This is a genomic window from Ochrobactrum quorumnocens, from assembly GCF_002278035.1.
Classification (GTDB): domain Bacteria; phylum Pseudomonadota; class Alphaproteobacteria; order Rhizobiales; family Rhizobiaceae; genus Brucella; species Brucella quorumnocens.
In genome coordinates this window covers 54,126-75,052 of the sequence record NZ_CP022603.1, presented here as the reverse complement: position 1 = coordinate 75,052, position 20,927 = coordinate 54,126, and the positions used below count along the sequence as shown (strand labels likewise).

Below are 20,927 nucleotides of genomic sequence, written 5' to 3'. Positions count from 1 at the left end.
TCACTTTTATTACATTTTACTCATACGATGGAGTTCCTGGCTCTTAAATCGACACCCTTGAATAGTAAATGTCATTAATATTACATTTTTATTCGCTATCACTTGATGTAGATGTTCATGGCGTAACCCCACAATTTCCTTGCATAATTCAACCGGGGAATGAGAAATGTATCTGAGCAACCAACCGCATAGGGATGCGACGGCGAGCATGAGGGAACTTTCTGGCTCCGGTGGCAATAAGAAGGAAATTCGGCAGCAGACGCTGCTGCAATGGATTGAAAACAGCCATTATGTTTCTCTTGAAGAGATCGCAGAACGATTCCGTGTCACCACGCAGACGGCGCGGCGGGACATTGCTGATCTGGAGCATCAGGGAAAAGTCAGAAGGCTACATGGTGGTGTATCGCAATTAGCTCCACTTGATCCCATAACCTACCGTCAGCGCAGACATGATCGAACGGATGAGAAGGCGCGAATTGCCGAAGCTGTCGTTGCACTCATTCCCGACAATGCCAGTATTTTCCTCGACACCGGCACAACCTGCGAAGCCATTGCCAATGCACTTGTCAGCAGGGAACGACTGCACGTGGTCACTTACAGCTTGCGATCTGCCGCCATCATCAGCGAGAAGACGGATTTCACGCTCGCTGTTCCCGGTGGTTTCGTAAGGCCTATCGATGGTGGGATGTTTCAGGAAGATACGCCGGAATTCGTCCGGCGCTTTAAGTTCGACTATGCAATCATTTCCGTGAGTGGCGTCGATGATGACGGCGACTTATGCGACGACGATCATACCGAAGTGGCCGTCGTTTCAGCAGCTCTCAAACAGGCTTCGCACAAACTGCTCGCAGTGGACAGCTCGAAATTTGGCAAACGCGCCATGGTGAAACTCGGTTCGGTTCACGACATTACCGCCGTCATAACAAACGAACTGCCCTCTCCGGTCTTGTTTGGCATTTTGAAGGAAGCCAATATTCCGATCGTTCTAGCGAATATGGGCGAGTGACGTTTGCCGTCAGCCTAGCGGCCTGATCCCTTTGTTGCGCTTGGTGCAAGATTTTGCGAGCGAGCCACAACCTTGACCACCCAATCGGCAAATACGCGCAAACGATTACTAAGATGGCGATTTGGTGGATAAACAAGATGAATCGGCATCGGGTCGATTTGCCAGTCTTGCAAAACCGGGCGCAAAGTACCTTTCTCAATATCGTCCTGGACCATGAAGAATGGAGCCTGCACAACACCCAGCCCGGCCCGCGCTGCCGCGAGGTAAGTTGTCGATTCATTTGCGGCTACGATGTAACGGCCACTGATCTCGACCTCTTCAGTGCCACGCCTGAAATGAAATGGCGTCTGTTGGCCAGTCAAAGGTCGGAAATACCCCACGACATAACAGTCTCTGCTCAAATCTGATGGATGTTGCGGTGTCGAACAGCGATCAAGATATTCAGCTGAGGCGCAGGCGATGAAATGCATGTCGCCAATGCGTCGCGCGATCAGAGATTGATCTGTCAGATCACCAATACGAATCGCGCAGTCAACGTTCTCCGCCACATAATCGACAGGACGATCCGATACGCCAAGATCAATCTGGATATCCGGATAGCGCTGATGAAACTCGAGTAGAGCCGGAATGATGATGAGATTTGCAACGGCACTCGCCATTTCCACGCGCAACCGCCCTTTCGGCAGGGTTTGAGCGCTCGAAAGACTGCCATCCAGTTCCTCCAGATCGGAAAGCAATCGTGCAGCCCGCTCATAGTAAAGTGCGCCGTCCGGTGTTACGAGAACACGGCGGGTCGTACGATTGAGGAGTTTTGTACGAAGATGGGCTTCCAACCCCTGGATAAGATTACTGATTGTGGCCTTGGGCACGTTGAGAGACGCGGAAGCGCGTGTGAAGTTTCCGGTTTCAACGACCCGGAGAAACGCGCGCATGGCCGAAAGTTGATCCATTTGAAATAGCCATCATTGTTCGAAACTATGGATAGTGTAACCAATTCGAGGGGACTATTCCAGATAATAGACAATGATAATATCTCACTATGGCAGTTTGCCGCTAGTGGTTTGATTCCGACATTTGCCGATGCCTATATCTAAGCAATGCAAATGTCGAAAACAGATCCCTAGTAACGAAAGCAAGAAAGATGAGCGAGAAATTCACGGTTGGAACAATGCAGGCTGGCGACACCACCTGCACGGCACGCATCTATCGCGGTGCCAAATTGCTTTCGCCGCCGCCAGTGGTACTGCATCTCCACGGTGGAGCTTTTTCGGTCAGCTGTCTTGGTGCCTGCGAGCGCGTTGCTGAAACACTTGCCGAGGCAGGTGCAGTGGTGGTGTCGCCGGAATATTCATCGGCCTGCCTCAATCCGTTCCCGGCGGCACTTGAGATAGCCTATTCAATTATGACTTCGATGCGCGCGCGTTGCCCGGAGTTTGCGCACAAGAAGTCGATGCTGTTCGTCGCCGGTGAAGAGGCGGGTGGCAACATTGCAGCTGGTTTAGCGCTTATGGCGAGAGATCAAAATCTGACAGAACTCAAGGGTCAGATATTGCTTTCGCCTATGCTCGATCCCTGCCTCGCTACGGCGTCTTTCCGCAAATATTGTCCGGAAAGTGCAGTTCAGTCGATGGCGGATGGCTGGCAGAATTATCTTGGCGAGTGTGCGGGGTTTACGCACCCTTATGCCGCTCCCGCACTTTGTACGCGTCTGGCGGGGCTGGTGCCAACTCTGCTCGTGTCCAGCGCCCAATGCCCGATGCGGGATGAAACGCAGGCTTATGCCGAGCGTCTCCGGCAGGCAGGTGTGAAGGTTCAGTCGCATATTCTGCCCGGAAAAGCCGGGTGGATACCTGAAAATAAAGTGGCGGGTACGGAGTGGTCGCCGCAGGAACACAAACTGATTGACCTGTTTTCCGATTTTTTCCGGCAATCAGGCGCAAAACAAATCGCAGCTTAGCCTCAGCTCGTATGGTCTCCCAACTGTCGGACTGAGGTTCAAAATGAAACCGGCCCCCACCGGTTAGGAGATACAACATGACCTCGAACATTGCCCGCCGGGTCCTATGGGGCGCCGGCCTCGGTATTCTATTGTCCGCAGCAGGTGGCGGTGCCATTTTCTTTGGCGCTCCGTACCTCAATGCTGACGCGGCTACCGATGTTTCCGTTTCTCCGCCTGCCGTTCCAGTTTCGGTTACTCAGGCCGAGTCCCGCTCGATCAACAGCTGGGAAGAGTTTTCCGGCCGTCTGGAAGCAATCGAACGCGTCGAAATTCGCCCACGCGTTGGCGGCGCGATTCAGAAAGCGCATTTCCGCGAAGGCAGCCTCGTCAAGCAGGGCGATCTGCTGATCACTATTGATCCAGAGCCTTATGCAGCAGCCGTCGACAAAGCCAAGGCGCAAGTTTCTGCCGAAGAAGCGCGTACAGCGCTGGCCAAAACCGAACTTGAACGTGGACGTCAGTTGGTAACGACGCGCACGATCGCTCAGAGCGGTCTTGATCAGCGTTCAAGCGCTTATGATGAGGCACAGGCCAGCCTTCGTTCAGCCAAGGCAGCACTCCGTTCTGCCGAACTCGACCTCCAATATACAGAAGTACGTGCGCCGATCTCTGGTCGTGTCGGACGGCTGGATGTCACCGCAGGCAACCTTGTTGCCGCAAGTTCAGCCTCCCCGGTTCTGACCACGCTTGTTTCAGTCGATCCGATTTACGCAAGCTTCAGCGCCAATGAGGAAGTGGTTACGAAGGCACTGGCAAGGCTAGCCACTTCGCCCGGCGGTAGCGCCATTGAGCGCATTCCGGTTCAGATCGGTACAGCGGCAGATGATGGCACACCAATTTCCGGCCATATCCAGCTCATCAACAACGAAGTCGATGCCACCACCGGCACAATCCGTGTTCGCGCGGCAATCGACAATCCAGATGGCAGGCTCATTCCGGGCCAATTTGTCCGCATCCGCTTTGGTGAGCCAGACCCGGATCAGAAGCTCGTCGTGAGCGATCGCGCTATCTCATCCGATCAGGACAAGAAGTTCGTCTTCGTGGTGGGTGCCGACAACAAGGTTGAATACCGACAAGTAGTGCTCGGCCGCAACTATGACGGTCTGCGCATCGTAGAAAGTGGCCTTAAGGCTGGCGAGAACATCGTCGTTAACGGCCTGCAGCGCATTCGTCCCGGTGTCGTCGTGGCCCCGCAGCCGGTCACAGAAACGCTTGCCAAAAACTGATTGAAACGGCGCAGGTTGAAAGCCTGCGCATAAATGCACCGAACTCAGCCTATTCAACCTGCGAGAACGTATCTTCTCGCGGGACAGGAGAGTTTTTGCTTTCCCGCTTAAGGGGGATAAAAGATGAACTTTTCACGCTTTTTCGTTGACCGTCCGGTCTTCGCCGGCGTTCTGTCGGTCCTGATCTTCGTTGGTGGTCTGCTCGGCATGACAGGTCTGCCAATCTCTGAATATCCGGAAGTCGTGCCACCACAGATCGTGGTACGCGCGCAATATCCTGGTGCCAACCCCGCCGTTATTTCCGAAACAGTGGCAACACCGCTCGAAGAACAGATCAACGGCGTCGAAGGCATGCTCTACATGCAGAGCCAGGCAACTGCCGACGGCGTTATGACACTGACTGTCACTTTCGCGCTTGGCACCGATCCCGATCAGGCCCAACAGCTTGTGCAGAACCGTATTTCACAGGCCGAACCGCGCCTGCCCGCAGAAGTGCGTACGCTTGGTGTCACGACAGCTAAAAGCTCACCCGACCTGACACTTGTTGTTCACCTCATCTCACCCAACGGCCAGTATGACGTGAACTATCTGCGCAACTACGCCGTTCTCAAAGTCAAAGACCGTCTGGCACGTATCCCCGGCGTCGGACAGGTGCAGATATTTGGCGGCGGCGACTACTCGATGCGTGTGTGGATCGACCCGCAAAAGGCCGCAGAGCGCGGACTTTCAGCTGGCGATATCGCCAATGCTGTGCGTCAGCAAAACGTTCAGGCAGCAGCAGGTGTCATCGGCGCTTCGCCTTCCGTTCCGGGCCTCGACATGCAGCTTTCCGTCAATGCACAAGGCCGTCTCCAGAACCCCGAAGACTTCGCCAATATCGTCGTGAAGTCGGGTAGCGAAGGCGAAATTACTCGTCTTGGTGACGTTGCCCGCGTTGAAATGGGTGCTGCAGATTATTCGTTGCGCTCACTACTCGACAATAAGTCGGCAGTGGGTATGGGCGTCTTTCAGGCACCGGGTTCCAATGCTTTGGAAATCTCTGAAAACATTCATGCGGCTATGGCAGACTTGAAGAAATCAATGCCTGAAGGCGTCGATTTCGATATCGTCTATGACACCACGCAGTTCGTGAAAGCCTCTATTGAGTCCGTGGTTCACACACTGCTTGAAGCCATCGTTCTCGTCGTGATCGTGGTTATCCTGTTTCTGCAAACATGGCGTGCCTCGATCATTCCGCTGGTTGCCGTACCTGTCTCCATCGTCGGTACGTTTGCGGTAATGTATATGTTTGGTTTCTCCATCAATGCACTCAGCCTTTTCGGCCTCGTGCTTGCCATCGGTATCGTGGTCGATGATGCCATTGTGGTGGTGGAAAACGTCGAGCGTAACATCGAGCAAGGGTTATCACCGGTCGAGGCCACTTATCGTGCCATGAAGGAAGTGTCTGGTCCGATCATTGCAATTGCGCTGGTGTTGGTCGCAGTCTTCGTGCCGCTTGCCTTCATCACTGGATTGACCGGTCAGTTCTATCGCCAGTTCGCACTGACGATTGCGATCTCGACAGTGATCTCTGCCTTCAATTCGCTGACACTTTCGCCTGCTCTCGCAGCTCTTTTGCTCCGCGGCCATGATGCGCCGAAAGACCGTCTGACCCGCATTATGGACAAGCTGTTTGGCTGGTTCTTCCGCGGCTTTAACCGCGCCTTTGGAGCAAGTTCAAACGTCTATGGTCGCGGCGTTGGCAGCATTCTTTCGCGCAAGTCGCTGGTGATGGGGCTTTATATCGTCTTGCTGGGCGTTACCTTCGTTCTGTTTCGCGCAGTACCCGGCGGTTTCGTTCCAGCACAGGACAAGCAATATCTGATCGGCTTCGCGCAATTGCCCGATGCGGCAACGCTCGACCGCTCGGAAGACGTGATCCGTCGCATGACCGACATAGCGCTCAAGCAGCCAGGTGTCGCGAATGCTATCGCCTTCCCCGGCTTGTCGATCAATGGTTTCACCAACTCCTCGAACTCCGGTATTGTTTTCGTAACCTTGAAGCCGTTCGAGGAACGCAAGACACCTGATCTTTCGGCCAATGCCATCACCATGCAGCTTAACCAGCAGTTTGGTGCCATTCAGGATGCCTTCATCGCCATGTTCCCGCCGCCACCGGTTCAGGGACTGGGTACGACTGGCGGTTTCAAGCTTCAGCTTGAGGACCGTAATGGGCTTGGCTTCCGGGCACTGGATGATGCGACGAAGGCGTTTCTTGCTAAGGCCTATCAAACACCGGAACTGGCTGGTCTTTATTCGAGCTACCAGGTCAACGTACCACAGCTTTATGCCGATCTCGATCGTGTGAAAGCGCGTCAGCTTGGCGTTGCTGTCACGGATGTTTTTGAAACCCTGCAGATCTATCTGGGTTCCCTTTATGTCAATGACTTCAATGCCTTCGGACGCACCTACAGCGTACGCATTCAGGCGGATGCGAATTACCGCAGTCATTCCGAGGATATAGGTAAGCTGAAAGTGCGTTCACAATCGGGAGAAATGATCCCGCTGTCAGCGCTTTTGAAAGTTGACCAGACGGTAGGTGCGGAACGGGCCATTCGCTATAACGGCTTCCTTTCTGCCGATATCAACGGCAATCCCGCACCCGGATTCTCGTCTGGCCAGGCACAGGCTGCCATTGAACGGATCGCCGCCGAAACCTTGCCTGCTGGCATTGCCTTCGAGTGGACTGATCTGACCTATCAGCAGATCCTAGCTGGTAATTCCGGTTTCCTGGTATTCCCGCTCGCACTGCTGCTGGTCTATCTGGTTCTGGCTGCGCAATATGAAAGCCTTGCTCTGCCTCTGTCGATCATCATGATCGTGCCGATGGGCATCATGGCAGCACTGACGGGCGTCTGGCTGACAGGAGGTGATAACAACGTCTTCACCCAGATCGGCTTAATAGTGCTTGTCGGGCTGTCTGCGAAAAACGCGATCCTCATCGTCGAGTTCGCGCGCGAACTGGAAATGTCAGGACGAAGTGCCGTTGAGGCAGCTATCGAAGCAAGCCGGTTGCGTCTGCGTCCTATCCTGATGACATCGCTTGCTTTCATCATGGGCGTGGTCCCGCTGGTGATTTCGACAGGTGCGGGTGCGGAAATGCGCTCGGCAATGGGCATTGCGGTCTTTGCAGGCATGATTGGCGTGACGGCTTTCGGTATCTTCATGACACCGGTATTCTATGTGCTGATCCGCAAGTTAAGCGGCGAACACCCACTGAAGCATGCAGGGGCCAAGATTGAGGCCCCGCATCTGGCGCCGGGCGAATAATCCTGTCGCCAAAACAAAAGCCTAAGCATTAAGGCCGGAGGATACACCTCCGGCCTTTCTGCAAATGACCACCTGACTGTTATAACTGACCGCCGTCTCTCATGAGTTTCCTTTTGAGAGCAGCTAATTCTAAGTCTTTTTTAAATGAATATCGTTCCAGATCGGTGACTGGGGGGACTGTCACTTTCGCAACTAAAACAGCAGAACTTGTTTGAGCGCCTTCCTTGTTATAGGCGTTCCAATAGTCGCATCAGAAGCAGTAGTTACGCCTGCCTTGATGACGTGATCATTCACATTGGTTTTGGTCTTGCCATATAATGTCGTCGTCGAGACATCTTTGGTGGTCACATAATTATATTCGATCGTTGCAGACAGACCGCCACCAAATCCCTGTTCGATACCCCCGCCCAAAAGATAGCCCGGCTTCCAGCCGCTAGGACCGGTGAGGTCGTCACCATCCTTGAACTTTGTCATGGTCAGACCGGCGTGCCATAAATGAGCGATTGGTAAACAGGCCTATCAATGGCGTCGAACCAAGACACAGGCCGTGGCAGGCGAGTTTAACGGTGAGGTGCGTGAAATGCGGCGCGGCGAACGTTATAAAGGAACTGAAACGCCTGGATATATCGAGCGCACCGAGTGCTTCGATACCTTCTCCACACACCGATAAGGTCACGATTGGTACGTGACGAACTTCCGTTAACCGTCTCTGGAATGCAAATAAATTCAAGATTCTAGCCACGTCTTTTGAATATGACGGACAAGCGGAAAACGATCAGTTTTTCTTCCACTGAATTTCTTCGATTGCGACTTTGCCAGAACGCTTATCATAGAGGCAAACGACGGTCGTATCTTTAGGCTGCTTGCGATTACGGGTCGATCCCTCGCGCAACAGCAACGCAACCTTGCCGACACTATCATCGAAATCGACAGGCTCGGAAACGAATGGGCTGACCATGGATGATTTGGCCATGCAAGAGCTGACAACTTTGGTATGAAGCGCTTCCCAAGCAGCGGGGCTCGATGCATGCGCTAAACCCACGCAGAAAGCAAATACAGTGAGAGTAAATGCTGCCGCCTTCATTGGGATACCCTTCGCTTAAAAGCCGGATGGCTGCTTCTTGCCGATCGGTTACCTAAATGGGTAAATGCGGTCGGCTAAACTAACTCTAACGATGAATAAGCCGCAAACAAGGCCTTGTTTGCATGAAGTGGATGCAAAAGGGCGTGGATCGCCCTCTTGCCATTCAGTCTGGCTAAATCAAGTCTCAGCGTGAATTGATAGTCCAAAAGTCCTGCCAATCCTGAAGTTTGGAATAGTCGCTTTCGGAGGTTTCAGAATGCGGAACGTAGAGCTTGTCGATCACGTTCACGATGCCTGAAACTTCCCCTTCAGGAATTTTGGCGTTCTTGTTCGACGAAATCTTTCCGTCTGCCAGCTGTGGCGCCATGCCCTCTTCTGTCATCATGTAATGAACGAAGAGCTTTGCAGCATTCGGGCTTTTGGTACCCGATGCAATAACAGCAACACGCGGCGTCAACTGACCTACCCACGGCTTCATATTGGCACAGATTCCCATCGTGTAACCGTTTTTCTTCGCATCACGATAAATGGCGGTGCTGAGGAAACCCATGAACGGTTTCTCCTGCCCCTTGGCACCAATGATTGGACCAACTTCCGTGTCGCTGCGGGTAACAGTCGGGCGGTTTTTAGCGAAACGCTTGACCCATTCTGCGGTCGCGCTGGCTTCTTCTGTCTTCAGCGGCTCACCAAAAAACTCTTCATAAGCCTTGCGCATGGCTTCGTCGTCATGTTCGGCAATCTGATTGAACCAGAACATCGTTTCGTTGCGCAGAAGTGGATCAGGAATTGCTATACGGCCCTTCCACTCTTCAGTGGTCAGCGCCCAGATATTGTCGACCGGGCATTTATCACCGTGAACGTCCGAGTTATATGTCCAAACCCACGGGTTTAGGCTGGTGATCGCAGGATTCTGATATTGAGCAGGAATCTGATCCTTAAGATCGACCGGGAGCCAGCTGAGACCTGCACCCTGAACGATGATTTCCGACGTTACCGAAGGCAGATTGCTCATGTTGAAAACGTCTGTACGAACATTGTTCGCCGCCGCTTCACGCAGAATGACCTGCTCCTGGTTCTGACCATTCATCTTCACGCCAGTGGCCTTAACACCGTATTTGGCGGTGAAAGCCTCGGCCATGGTCACGATCTTGCCAGTCGCATCCACAACAGTGATGCCTGGCTCTTTCTTGGCGGCTTCGATCAGAGCTTCAAGCGAGTAGTCCGCATCTTTGATGCCGATCTCAGCAACAGGCTCGGCGAAAACTGCAGTGCTCGCCAGAAGTGCCGCACTAAAAGAGAGAGCAGCATAAGTACGAAGGGTTAAAGTCATTATTTCCTCCAACGTTGATGATTATTATTTGAGATCACGCAGCGGCTTCGGCGTTTGCCACGCTTTAATCAGCCGCTGATACGCTTGCCTTCTTTGTCGAACACATGAACGTGACTGCGTTCGACGTGGAACCAGATTTCATCGCCAGCCTTTTGAGCGGGGGCATCTGAAGCGATGGCAAAATACTGCTCGCCTTGAACCGACAATTCGACGATCCAGCTGCCGCCAGTCGGGACGACATCGACCACTTTGGCGACGCATCCGTGTTCAATTGTCTTGTCACTCAGGCGCACGGATTCAGGCCGAATGCCAACAGATCCGACGCCATTTGCCGCAAAATTCTGAGCCTTCAGATAATCGCGAGCCCATGTCGCCAGTGCTCCATTATTGCTGTCGTTCAGCTCTGTGATGTTGATTGGCAGGTTGCCAATGAATTCAGCTACGAAGCGATTTGCCGGACGTTCATAAATGTCATCTGGTGTGCCAAGCTGCTGCAACTCGCCTTCGCTCATCACCGCAATGGTGGTAGCCAATGTCATCGCTTCCCACTGATCATGAGTCACAAACACAACTGTTGAGCCCATTTCCTGATGAATGCGCTTAAGCTCTGCACGCATTTCGAGACGCAATTTTGCATCGAGATTGGAAAGGGGTTCGTCCAGCAAAATGATGTCAGGCTTGAGCGCCAGCATACGGGCAAGCGCCACGCGTTGTTGCTGACCACCAGACATTTGCGCAGGCAGTCGGTCGCGATAACGCTCGATGCCAAGCTTCTGCAAGACGTCATCGATAATGCGCTGACGTTCGACCTTGGCGACCTTATGCAGCTTCAAGCCGAACTCGACGTTCTGCTCCACAGTCATGTGCGGCCAGAGGGCATAATTCTGGAACACCAGTCCCATGCCGCGCTTTTCCGGTGGCACATAGATACCTTCATCAACCGAAACGATCTTTTTACCGTCGACTAGAATTTCGCCTTCAGTTGGATATTCCAGCCCCGCGATCATGCGTAGCGTTGTCGTCTTTCCGCAGCCCGAAGGTCCGAGCAAGCACAGAAATTCCGACTTTGGAATTTCAAGGGAGAGTTTTTCAACTGCGGCGCGGGTGGCTTTGCCGTAGCTCTTTCTGACATCGCGAATAGTAATGTTCGACATTATTTGCCTCCCAATCCGTCAGACAGTTTGCTGTTGGTGAGTTTTTGAACGATGACCGTGCCGCCAAATGCGATAACGCAGATCATCAAAACGACTGCATTTGCGGCCTGACTGTAGCTGTAATCGACAAGGCGCAATGCATAGGTGGTGAGAACGTCAGTGCCCGGAACAGCAAGCACGACAACAAGGCTTAAGCCTTTGATGCCGGAGATGAACGGCAGCAGAATCCCGGAAACCAGAGAGCCTTTCTGGATCGGCGCGACAATCGAAACCAGACGACGCCAGAAACCGGCACCCGCGATCTGAGCCGCTTCTTCGGGCGCTTTGCCAAGCTGCATCATTGACGAAATACCTGCGCGTGATGCGAATGGCATCTGATCGGCAAGGATTGCCAGAACGAGGAGGATTGGTGTTCCGTAAAGGGCCGGAAGTGGACCACGCTGCACTGCAAACATCGTGAGGTAGGCCGCAGCAAATGCAATGCCCGGCACCAGATAGGGCAGGAAAGTCACTTGTCGCAGGAAGCTTCCGACCAGTGAAATCGGTGTGCGCGCAACGACATACCCAACCAGCAAACCAAGGAAGCCTGCACCGATCGCAGCAGAGCCAACAATCCAGAGTGTGTTCCAGGTTGCTCGCCAGAATTCACCCGTCAGCAAAATGCCATTGCTCATGGCAGTGGTGTTGAGATCGGTTCCGATCCAGAAATCCAGCGTGAAATTATCAAGCGTAAACACGCCTGGAACACGCATGACAGTGGTCAGCAGCAGTGCCATTAGCGGAATAAACGCGCTGACAACAAACATCAGCATGGCAAAGCTGAATGCAGGCACACGGAAACGTCCAAGATCAGTCTGACGGTTCATCGAACCTTTATTGCCAATCGTCACGAAACGGCGGGCTTCCTTGAGCAGATACATATCGAGGAAGATCGAGATGCTGCCCAAGACGACAATGGTTGCCGCGAGAACTGCGCTCATGCCAGCCTGACTGGTCGAGATTGCACGGAACAGGGACGTTGCCAGCACGTCAAAGCCGATCGGCACGCCCAGAATATAGGCCACGCCGAAATCACCGAGGCACTTCGCGAAAATCAGTGTTGAAGCCGAAACAAGCGACGGCAGCATGAGTGGCAGAATAATGCGGCGCGCTATCAGTAATTTGCCTGCGCCCATGACACGAGCCGAATCTTCCAAGGTGGAATCAAACTGGCGCAACGCGTTGCCAAACAGCAGAATTACGAACGGCGTGTAGTGCATCGCCAAAATGAGGGTGATCGGCAACATGCCATAGGCAAGCCAATCAGGTGGTGAAAAGCCCAACGCCTCCATCCAGCTTGGCTGACCACCGGTGGTGCGGTTTTTAAACAGGGTCAGCCAAGCCAGTGCGAAGGTCCACGATGGCAGCATGTAAGGAACGATCAATGCCGTCGAGAACCACTTTTTGCCGGGCAAATTTGTGCGGCTTAAAAGCCATGCCAGCGGAATGCCCGTAACAAGTGCAAACACAATCGAACCAAGAGCTATGATCGCCGTATTCCAAAGCGGCCGCCAGAACACATCCGTGGAGATTGCCGAGAAGAATGCCCGGTTGAAGTAGTAAAAGGTCAGCTCACCAATCTGCTGGCCGGAACGTGCCCGATCAGCGAACTGAACCAGCACCGCATCCGACAACAACAACACGATGGGCGCTGCGATCAGATAAGCAAATGCGACCGCAAGCAGAACCCCGATCAACGTCGTGGGATCTGCATTGTAGACCTTATATTTGTAAGTCAGTTGTTTGTAATAACTCATGATTTTATCCACTTTGAGCCGAAGCTGCTCTTGTCGGAACCCAAGAGGATTTCGACTGGAGGATTTTCTGGCTTGCTGCGGGAGCTGGCGTAGGAAGAATGCCATGCGAAAACTCCGCTCGTTGTTGAGCGAAACTATGGGGGCGGCGCGCCTGCCTTTTCACTCACCTCACGGACGACAGACCATGCCGAGCCGTAGTCGATGGGAATGAAGTGATCGTCGCCCTGAAATTCAGCCTTCATTTCCGAGGTGAATGTGAAATTGAAAAAGCAACGCTTCATCTCAGTCACAAGCGATGGCGCAAGATTATGAGCATAGGCAAAGGAAGAGGTCGGAAACAGATCGCTCTCGTAGATCACGCGCAATGCTTCGCGTTTGACCAACCCACGGTCAATCATACGTTCCAGCACATCTGACGCGACAGCGGCCATATCATAATCACCGGCGACCACTCCAAGGATCGACTTGTCGTGTCCGCCAGACATGATCGGCGCGTAGTCCTGTCCCGGCGTCAGGCCCTCTTTGGGGAAGAGCGCACGTGGAGCAACATTTCCTGAATTTGAGAACAGTGAGGCGTGCGCAATGCGCTTTCCTTTAAGATCGCTGAGCGTCTCATAGGCGGAATCGGCACGCACAACCGCAACCAACCGGTAGCCGCGCATCTGGTCGCCTGTGCCCTTGGCTGCGAAAGGTACCGCACCCGCCCGATTAACCGCTTCAATTGTCGGGCCGGTTGAGAAGCCCGCAAAATGCAGTCGGCCCGAACGAATTGCCTCAATTTCGTCAGCGCTCGACTGAATTGGATAATAAACAATTTGCCGACCGAGACAGGCTTCCAGATGCTGCGTGAAAGGCTTGAAAAGGCGGGCATAAACTGCAGGGTCTTCGATAGGCGAATAGGCCCAGACAAGCGTCTGCGGGTCGCGCCATTGGGAAGAGTCTTTGGGGGCATCAGCAACAAGATCGCGGTTCTCATCACAATAGCGCTCGTCCAGCGCACCGCGATAGGCGCAAGCAGCATCAACAGCATACGCATGAGCGATGCATAATTGAAGGCCAAACAAGGCTATGCCAATACGACATGCCAAACCGCGCCAGAACATTTTTTCCTCCCCTGCGCACTTGCTATGTTACAAGCGCTACAGCCTCATCCAGTATTGCCTCAGATAGTAGCAATTCTAACTGTCAGAATCCTGTCGTCTCAAGAACATTGAAATTGAACACAACATGCGCATCCTTCTCGTAGAAGACACAATCGATATTGCGTTTGCTATTGCATCAAAGCTTGAGAAGGAAGGCTATGCCGTCACGACTGTCTATGACGGCGTACAAGGCGAAGAGTTGGCTGTGAACGGCTCATTTGATCTGCTTGTGCTCGACATCAACCTTCCTGGCCGCGATGGTTTTGCGATCCTGCGCAGTATGCGCGAACGTTCACTGTCCTGCCCCGTCCTTGTCATTACTGCCCGCAACCAGATTGCAGACAAGATCGATCTGCTGGAACTCGGTGCCGATGATTATCTGGTGAAACCTTTTGATCTCAGAGAGCTCGTTGCCCGGATCAGGGCGGTCGCAAGGCGACACATGGGGGTCGCGCAACCGGTTTTGCGAATTGGCAAACTATCGATCAATTTGACCCAAAGATCAGTGATGGAAGGTGACCAGCCGCTCGACTTCGGACGGCGTGAGTTTGATGTGTTAGAAATGCTTGCAACCCGCGTTAACGTCACGGTGCCTAAGGATATGCTTGTGCTTAAGTTGTTCGGCCACGATGACACTGGAACGCCCAACGCTATCGAATTGCTGATCTCACGCGTCAGAAAGAAACTGGAAAACAGCGCCGTGGAAATCGTGACACAGCGCGGTGTTGGATATCTCCTGCGTTCCAAGACAACCCAGCAATGATGGCCCAAGCAACAGCAAACAGAGAATATTCAATCCAGCGCCGTATTCTCATCGGCGGCGGCATGACTCTGCTCACTGTGACTGTTTTGCTATTTTTTCTGGGCCGCTGGTATGCACACCGCGCGGCTGATGAAGCCTTTGATCGTGTGCTTGGGGCAGCAGCACTTTCCATCGCTGACACCATTACATTGCAGGATGGCGCGCTTAGTGTGGACCTTCCTCACTCCGCCTTTGCCATTCTTGGCACATCGCGGCTCAACCGCATTTTTTATCGCGTGGTCGCGCCCGATGGCAGTCTACTTACCGGCTCGCCCATTCTGGGGCTGGAGATTGAACATGGTAGCAATAGCCGACTTCGCCTGAGTGATAGTGTCTATCGTGGCGAAAAGGTACGGATTGCCGCTGTCGCCCGTTATCACAGTGACGCTAAAGGCGGCGGCTGGGTGGATGTTCTGGTCGGCGAAACCCGTGAGGCACGGCGGCAGCTTACGCTGCAATTAAGCCTCAACACGATATTGCCTGCTTTTGGCGTCGCGCTGTTAGCTTTGGCCCTTATCTGGCTGGCAATCAGACTCGCATTTCGACCACTGCGTACCGTTGAATCTGACCTTCGCCAGCGATCTTCATCAGATTTAAGTCCCGTTCCAGGCCCCATCCCCAAAGAAGTAAGTGCGCTTGTGTCTGCACTCAATGATTTCATGGATCGCCTGAATACCGTGCTTGCCGGGTTAAAACTTGTCACCGCCGATGCCGCTCATCAGATGCGCACGCCACTAACAGCATTACGCGCCTTGACGGAGCTGTCTCTGGAAGAACCCGACGAACGCCGGAAACAGGAAATTCTGACCCGGATCCACGCCAATTCCATCAGCGCCAGCTTGCTCGCCAATCAGCTTTTGTCTGAAGCAACCACGTTGCACAGTATTCAGTCGCGAAACCTCGAAATTCTCGATCTGCGTCAGGTCGCTCAGGAAGCAGTTCGCAGATTGCGCGCTGAAGGACGCTATCAGGATTTGCACGGAACGATCAGCCTCAATGCTCCCGACAACCCGCTTTATGTGAACGGCGAAACAATCAGCCTTCGCGAGATGGTCCGCAACATCGTCGAAAACGCTCTCATCCATGCGCCGGGTTCTATCGTTATCGATCTGCACGAGAAGAATGGCATGATCGAGCTCTGCGTCCATGACAGGGGGCCCGGCCTGTCGCCAGAAATTAAAGAACGCGCCTTTGAACGCTTCGTCCGTGCCGATCAAACCAAACCCGGCTCTGGCCTTGGATTATCGATTGCAAAAATGGTCGCTGAAGCGCTTGGCGGACATATCGAATTGCGAGATCGACAGGGCGGCGGAACAAGTGTTGTTGTAACCCTGCCAACTGCCCCCCTCGGAGGGACAACTCCATGAGGCGTGCGGCCCTGCACCTTTGTAGCTTTCTGATGCTGATCGTGTCCTCATGGCACGATGCAAACGCGCAGAATGGTCCGGCTTCCAGACCTGAATTCCGAATTGTTGGCGACATCGCTCCGGAAACACTCGGACCTGTAGCAACCGGATTGGCCGAGCAATTGCCCGGCATGAATATCGTCTATCGACAGATCAGACCCGGTGAATGGACATCGCGGCTTCTCGCGGGTGCAGATGAAGCAAGTGCTGCTGACCTCGTCATTCTTTCTACACCCGACCTCGCCGTTCTCATCGCCAATGAAGGTGGAGCGCAGCAAAGAACCGCCATCGCTCGTAACGCCGGACTACCAGCGCAGACGCACTGGCGAAACGAGCTTTTCAGCATTGGTTTTGATCCTGCCGTGAGCGTTGTCAGACGGAGCGCTCTGGACAATGAATTTCCTACGACGCGCATCGAACTGGCACGTTTGCTGGAACAAAACCTCTCACGTTTTCAGCGCCGCGTGGGGCTTGTAAATATCGGTATCGACAATGTCAGCTATACACTGGCGGCGCAGGATTCTATACGGTCGCCACTGTTCTGGCGCATTGTTCGCGCCTTCGGTGTTTCTCAAGCGCGTATCTATGAAAATAGTGAAGACCTGTTGCACGCGTTATCGTCCGGCCGGATCGATCTGGCCTATAACGTTCCGCTGTCGGACATCAGCAAGTGGCATTACGATCCGAAAGACTTCATCGTGATCATGCCCCAGGATTACGTAGTTGCCCTGCCCTGGACAGCACTCATTCCTGGCCGAAGCAGGCACTCTAACATTGCCGAGCAAGCCATCACATTCCTGCTTTCTCCAAGTGGTCAGGACATACTGGAAAAGACTGGTTTGGCATCTGAAGCAAGCCCATCAGAATTGACCTCTCTCCAGCCAGTCGAGCTTGGTCCAGAACTTCTCGTCTACCTCGATGGGCTGAAGCGCAGCCGCTTTCTCGATATATGGTTTCAACTCATCATTCATGAGTGATTGGCGCATCCAAACGAGCACCCAAGTTTTAGCATCTCATGCGACATAAATCATCGCCTGTCGCGCGAAAGCGCTGCGAGAGGCCTTCGGCGTTGGTTGGTCTTGGCGATTGGGCGACTGCAAAGACGCTTCAATTCCGGCGGGCCGCTAAAACCCAAACGTCAGGCAGCACGGATAAACATCGCATCACTGGTTCCGCTTTTTGAAGCGATATCTTCAGCGTTCTGAAATATCATTTCTTCGACCGGCATCGACAACAAGTGCTCGATAACAACCAAATCAGAACGGGTTAATTCTGATCGATGTTTCTCAAAGCGCTGCTTGGTATCTAATCTTGAGAAGACGTGGTTAGCATTTCGATCTCCAGTGACGTGCGTCGATACATCAAACTTTCTCAACCGAAAAGCATTCTTCTTTGAATATCAACCCGAAAGCAGCTTTGAAGCAGTGCGTTGCCCCTCAACCGGGCCGGACGACGCGCACTCGTACCGCCCTCTTCTCCCACGCGACAAGCACAAGGCTGGAGCAGACAATCAAGACCGCTCCGAATGCAACGTTTGATGCCGGAACCTCCGCCCAGATCGCATAACCGTAGAGGAATGCCCAGATTAGACCGGTGAACTCAGTTGGTGCAAGCGCCGAGGCTGGCGCATAGCGGAAACCTTCATAAAGAAGATATTGTCCAACCGTTGCAACAAGACCAAGCCCAATCATCAAGACCCACGCTGATACGTCGGGTGTCTTCCAGACCCATGGGAAGGAAACCGCGCAAGCGATACCAAACAGCAGACTGGTCGCCCACATCTGGGTCAAAGTTGTCTCGGTTCTGCTGACAAGGCGGATCAGGATCGTGCTCAAAGCCCAGCAGAAGCCTGCAACCACGCACATCGCAGCGGGTATCAGATGGGGCGAATGGGTCGGGTTGGCCGCGATGAGTACGCCCACGAACCCACCGAAACACGCGACCCAGCGCCCCAACCCAATCTTCTCTTTGAGAATAAAGATCGACAGGAACATCACCATAATCGGTGCTGAGAAGTAGAGCGTCGTCAATTCCGCAAGGCCGAGATGGCGAGCCGCATTATAAAAGAGCAGCCAGGCAAGCAGCATCAAACCAGCCCGCAGAACAAGCGTATTGCGATATTTGCTTTTAAAGACGGAAGGATGACCGAGCCGCCAGGCTAGGCTACCGGTGATGATCACAATAACGAGGCTTCGCATGAAAAGAATTTGCGGAACCGCATAATCAGCAACGAGCCATTTGACGATGGCGTCTTGCAGAGCGAAGCAGGCGTAACCTGCGGAGGCGAGTGCAATCCCGAAGATCGGCTTCGACTCAGCGTTTCCAGAACTCATGATGACCTCACAGTGAAGCGAAGCCGCTATAGCTTACGTCGAGCCACTTGAGAAGGCTTGTTCTGAGGTGCGTTAGACACCGACCATCTTGCAAAGGCATAACGCGCGGAGTAAGCAGTTCTCATTCAAACATGCAGCGATATTATCCGGCAAACTTCAGTGATGGATTTGCGCGCGAGAACGCGTTGAACCAGTGGTCGGAGCACCCCTAAATCATGAATAAAAAAACGGCTTTGGCCGTGGGCGGCAACGCTGTTATGGCTGGCATTCTTTTGATGCTGCTCGGCGATTTCATGTTCGCTTTGAACGACGCCATGGGCAAATGGCTAGTAGCCAGTTTTTCGGTCGGTCAAGTTTTGTTGATCCGCTCCTTTGGCGCGTTCTTTGTGCTCGGCCCGATGTTGTCACGACAGCCAGTCACGGCACTGTTTCAAGTGCAACAGCCTTCGCTGCAGTTGGCACGCGTCGTTTTAGCAACGGCTGATACCGCCTTGTTCTACGCGGCGGTAACATTCCTCCCCCTGGCTGACGTCATGACCTTCTACATGGCCGGACCAATCTATGTGGCAGCACTCTCCCATTTTCTGCTTGGTGAACGTATCGGCTGGCGGCGTTGGCTTGCCGTCTTCATCGGCTTCATCGGCGTCATCATCGCTCTGCGCCCTTCTTCGGCGATGCTTTCATGGCCGTCAGTGTTCGGTCTTCTCGGTAGTATTTCTTTTGCTATGACGCTTGTGCTTGGTCGCGTGCTGCGTTCAACGCCGGATGCAACGCTGGTAACGTGGCAGACTTTGGGCTGTCTCGTCGTTGGCGCAGTCCTCAGTATTGGACATTGGACCCCTTTCACTACAGGCGAGTTGCTTGCCTTGCTACTGCTCGGGATCGTTGCTTGCCTTGCACATTTGTTGATCACCCGCGCACTCAAGCTTGCCCCCGCTTCTATGTTGGCACCGTTGCAATATACGCTGTTGCTTTGGGCGATCATTTTCGGATGGATGTTTTTCAACGAGTTGCCCGATCAGCAAACCCTCATCGGAGCGGCCATCATCGTGCTTGCCGGACTGTTCATCTTCCACCGCGACAAAGTCAAAAAGGTCACGCCGTTGGTGCCAAATGATGCCAGCCACGGTTAAAGCATTTCCAGCAAAAAGTGAGCAGAAATTTTGCGTAGGATAATATGTAAAAACAAACAGGTACAGCGGTTCCAACCATTTCGTCTTAACGGGAGCCACTTTAAGTAAATCCGTCTGTTAATTCGCGGCGGTATCCACCCGAACCACGACAGACATGCCGGGTGCCAGCAGATCGGCATCCGGTTGGCCGTCATCTATGGCTATGCGCACGGACAATCGCTGAGTAATCTTGGTGAAATTGCCGGTGGCATTATCGGATTTGATAACGCTGAATTCCGAGCCCGCTGCTGGCGCAAATGCCTCCAAGTGGCCCCTTAGTTCGGCATGGCGCAGCGCATCAACCGTAAAGGTTACAGGTTGGCCAACCTTCATGCCGTAAAGCTGGGTTTCCTTGAAGTTTGCAATAACCCACTTGGTGTTGGGCACGAGCGAGACAAGCTGAGTGCCCGCCGTCACATATTGTCCGAGACGAACACCGACTTCGCCCAGCTTGCCATCACGCGGGGCAATGATCCTGGTGTTCTGAAGATCGATCTTTGCCAGTTCCACCGTAGCTTCCGCGCTGGCGATATCGGCGTTAAGGCTCTCACGATTAACGATAATGGATTGAAGATCTTGCTTCGCAACGGCTAGAGCGGCTTGGGCTTCCGCAACTGTTGCCTGCGCCTGAAGCAGCGTGCCATGCGCAGTATCGGCCGAACTTTGTGTCGTCACACCACGAGGCAGCAAGGCTTCAACACGCTTGGCATTGGCCTGCGCAACTTCCAAAGCAGCATTTGCGCCTGAAATCTGTGCCTGCCGCGACTGAATTGTTGCTTCTGCGGAACGTTGGCTTTGCTGCGAATTGGCCAGCGCCGCCCGCTTGGTGGCGAGCGATGCCTCTGCCTGATCCAGCTTTTGCTGGTAGCTTCGGCTGTCGATCTCAAACAGAAATTGCCCCTGCTTGACCACCTGATAATCGTTCGCATCGACCTTGGTTACATAGCCTGCGACTTGTGGGCTGATGATTGTTACCTGTCCACGGACATAGGCATTATCCGTCGTCTCGACACTGTGCTTGAATGGCGGCAATTGCCATGCCCAAAGAACCATAAAAACGCCTGCAAAGCCAATGATGAGGGCTAAGCCGCCGCGAATATATTGTTTTCCAACTGACATGTTCAAACACTCGTCGATTAAATTAGAGAATTTCTGGATTAAGTTGGAT

General features: G+C 53.3%; 18 protein-coding genes. 8 read left to right on the top strand and 10 right to left on the bottom strand.

The genetic code is table 11. The annotated features are described in order from the left end of the window. Positions 1-166: 166 nt before the first annotated feature. Positions 167-1,006 carry a DeoR/GlpR family DNA-binding transcription regulator gene (locus tag CES85_RS00510; protein ID WP_095444143.1) on the top strand — a complete coding sequence of 280 codons (840 nt, stop codon included), beginning with the start codon at positions 167-169 and terminating at the stop codon, positions 1,004-1,006. Positions 1,007-1,020: 14 nt separating this feature from the next. Here CES85_RS00510 and CES85_RS00505 read toward each other — a convergent pair whose 3' ends face one another. After that, positions 1,021-1,956, bottom strand: a complete 936-nt coding sequence (locus tag CES85_RS00505) for a LysR family transcriptional regulator (protein WP_095444142.1) — start codon at positions 1,954-1,956, stop codon at positions 1,021-1,023. A gap of 191 nt (positions 1,957-2,147) precedes the next feature. Here CES85_RS00505 and CES85_RS00500 point away from each other — a divergent pair, with 191 nt between their 5' ends. The 3 genes from CES85_RS00500 to CES85_RS00490 all read left to right on the top strand — a co-directional run bounded on the left by CES85_RS00500 (position 2,148) and on the right by CES85_RS00490 (position 7,540). Then, the gene (locus CES85_RS00500) at positions 2,148-2,963 is read left to right on the top strand and encodes an alpha/beta hydrolase (RefSeq protein ID WP_167388236.1); all 816 of its coding nucleotides are present in this window, start codon (positions 2,148-2,150) and stop codon (positions 2,961-2,963) included. 77 nt (positions 2,964-3,040) lie between these two features. Beyond that, positions 3,041-4,231, top strand: a complete 1,191-nt coding sequence (locus CES85_RS00495; RefSeq protein ID WP_095444141.1) for an efflux RND transporter periplasmic adaptor subunit — start codon at positions 3,041-3,043, stop codon at positions 4,229-4,231. Between the two features lie 123 nt (positions 4,232-4,354). After that, positions 4,355-7,540, top strand: coding sequence for an efflux RND transporter permease subunit (locus CES85_RS00490; protein ID WP_095444140.1), 3,186 nt, complete (start codon positions 4,355-4,357; stop codon positions 7,538-7,540). Between the two features lie 192 nt (positions 7,541-7,732). On the opposite strand, the gene CES85_RS00485 is transcribed toward CES85_RS00490, so the two are convergent. The 6 genes from CES85_RS00485 to phnD form a co-directional block, all read right to left on the bottom strand. Then, the gene (locus tag CES85_RS00485) at positions 7,733-8,014 is read right to left on the bottom strand and encodes a hypothetical protein (RefSeq protein WP_208636271.1); all 282 of its coding nucleotides are present in this window, start codon (positions 8,012-8,014) and stop codon (positions 7,733-7,735) included. Between the two features lie 301 nt (positions 8,015-8,315). Next, positions 8,316-8,513: a hypothetical protein gene (locus tag CES85_RS27600; RefSeq protein ID WP_244923189.1), complete on the bottom strand. Its 198-nt coding sequence runs from the start codon at positions 8,511-8,513 to the stop codon at positions 8,316-8,318. A gap of 295 nt (positions 8,514-8,808) precedes the next feature. Next, positions 8,809-9,954, bottom strand: a complete 1,146-nt coding sequence (locus CES85_RS00475; protein WP_095444138.1) for an ABC transporter substrate-binding protein — start codon at positions 9,952-9,954, stop codon at positions 8,809-8,811. Between the two features lie 68 nt (positions 9,955-10,022). Next, entirely contained in the window at positions 10,023-11,108 is a 1,086-nt protein-coding gene (locus tag CES85_RS00470; protein ID WP_095444137.1) for an ABC transporter ATP-binding protein, read from the bottom strand. Beyond that, positions 11,108-12,904: an ABC transporter permease gene (locus CES85_RS00465; protein ID WP_095444136.1), complete on the bottom strand. Its 1,797-nt coding sequence runs from the start codon at positions 12,902-12,904 to the stop codon at positions 11,108-11,110. Before CES85_RS00465 ends, CES85_RS00470 begins: the two co-directional genes overlap by 1 nt. A 134-nt stretch (positions 12,905-13,038) precedes the next feature. After that, complete coding sequence (gene phnD / locus CES85_RS00460) at positions 13,039-14,007, bottom strand: phosphate/phosphite/phosphonate ABC transporter substrate-binding protein (RefSeq protein ID WP_095444135.1); 969 nt, start codon at positions 14,005-14,007, stop codon at positions 13,039-13,041. A 124-nt stretch (positions 14,008-14,131) separates the two neighbouring features. Between phnD and CES85_RS00455 the strand changes: the two genes are divergently transcribed. Genes CES85_RS00455 through CES85_RS00445 form a run of 3 tightly spaced genes read left to right on the top strand, consistent with a single transcriptional unit; the run spans position 14,132 to position 17,231 of the window. Further along, positions 14,132-14,809 (top strand): response regulator transcription factor, encoded by a 678-nt coding sequence (locus CES85_RS00455; RefSeq protein WP_095444134.1) that lies wholly within the window; start codon positions 14,132-14,134, stop codon positions 14,807-14,809. Next, positions 14,806-16,215, top strand: coding sequence for a sensor histidine kinase (locus CES85_RS00450; protein WP_244923188.1), 1,410 nt, complete (start codon positions 14,806-14,808; stop codon positions 16,213-16,215). Before CES85_RS00455 ends, CES85_RS00450 begins: the two co-directional genes overlap by 4 nt. Further along, positions 16,212-17,231, top strand: coding sequence for an ABC transporter substrate-binding protein (locus CES85_RS00445; RefSeq protein ID WP_095444133.1), 1,020 nt, complete (start codon positions 16,212-16,214; stop codon positions 17,229-17,231). Before CES85_RS00450 ends, CES85_RS00445 begins: the two co-directional genes overlap by 4 nt. 161 nt (positions 17,232-17,392) lie before the next feature. Here CES85_RS00445 and CES85_RS26995 read toward each other — a convergent pair whose 3' ends face one another. Together CES85_RS26995 and CES85_RS00440 are read right to left on the bottom strand one after the other, a co-directional pair. After that, entirely contained in the window at positions 17,393-17,629 is a 237-nt protein-coding gene (locus CES85_RS26995; protein ID WP_157743375.1) for a hypothetical protein, read from the bottom strand. Between the two features lie 61 nt (positions 17,630-17,690). Next, positions 17,691-18,587: a DMT family transporter gene (locus CES85_RS00440; protein ID WP_095444132.1), complete on the bottom strand. Its 897-nt coding sequence runs from the start codon at positions 18,585-18,587 to the stop codon at positions 17,691-17,693. A 215-nt stretch (positions 18,588-18,802) separates the two neighbouring features. Here CES85_RS00440 and CES85_RS00435 point away from each other — a divergent pair, with 215 nt between their 5' ends. Further along, a complete protein-coding gene (locus tag CES85_RS00435; RefSeq protein WP_095444131.1) occupies positions 18,803-19,720 on the top strand; it encodes a DMT family transporter in 918 nt (305 codons plus the stop codon). Positions 19,721-19,837: 117 nt separating this feature from the next. Here CES85_RS00435 and CES85_RS00430 read toward each other — a convergent pair whose 3' ends face one another. Continuing rightward, positions 19,838-20,878 (bottom strand): HlyD family secretion protein, encoded by a 1,041-nt coding sequence (locus tag CES85_RS00430; protein ID WP_095444130.1) that lies wholly within the window; start codon positions 20,876-20,878, stop codon positions 19,838-19,840. Positions 20,879-20,927: the final 49 nt, after the last annotated feature.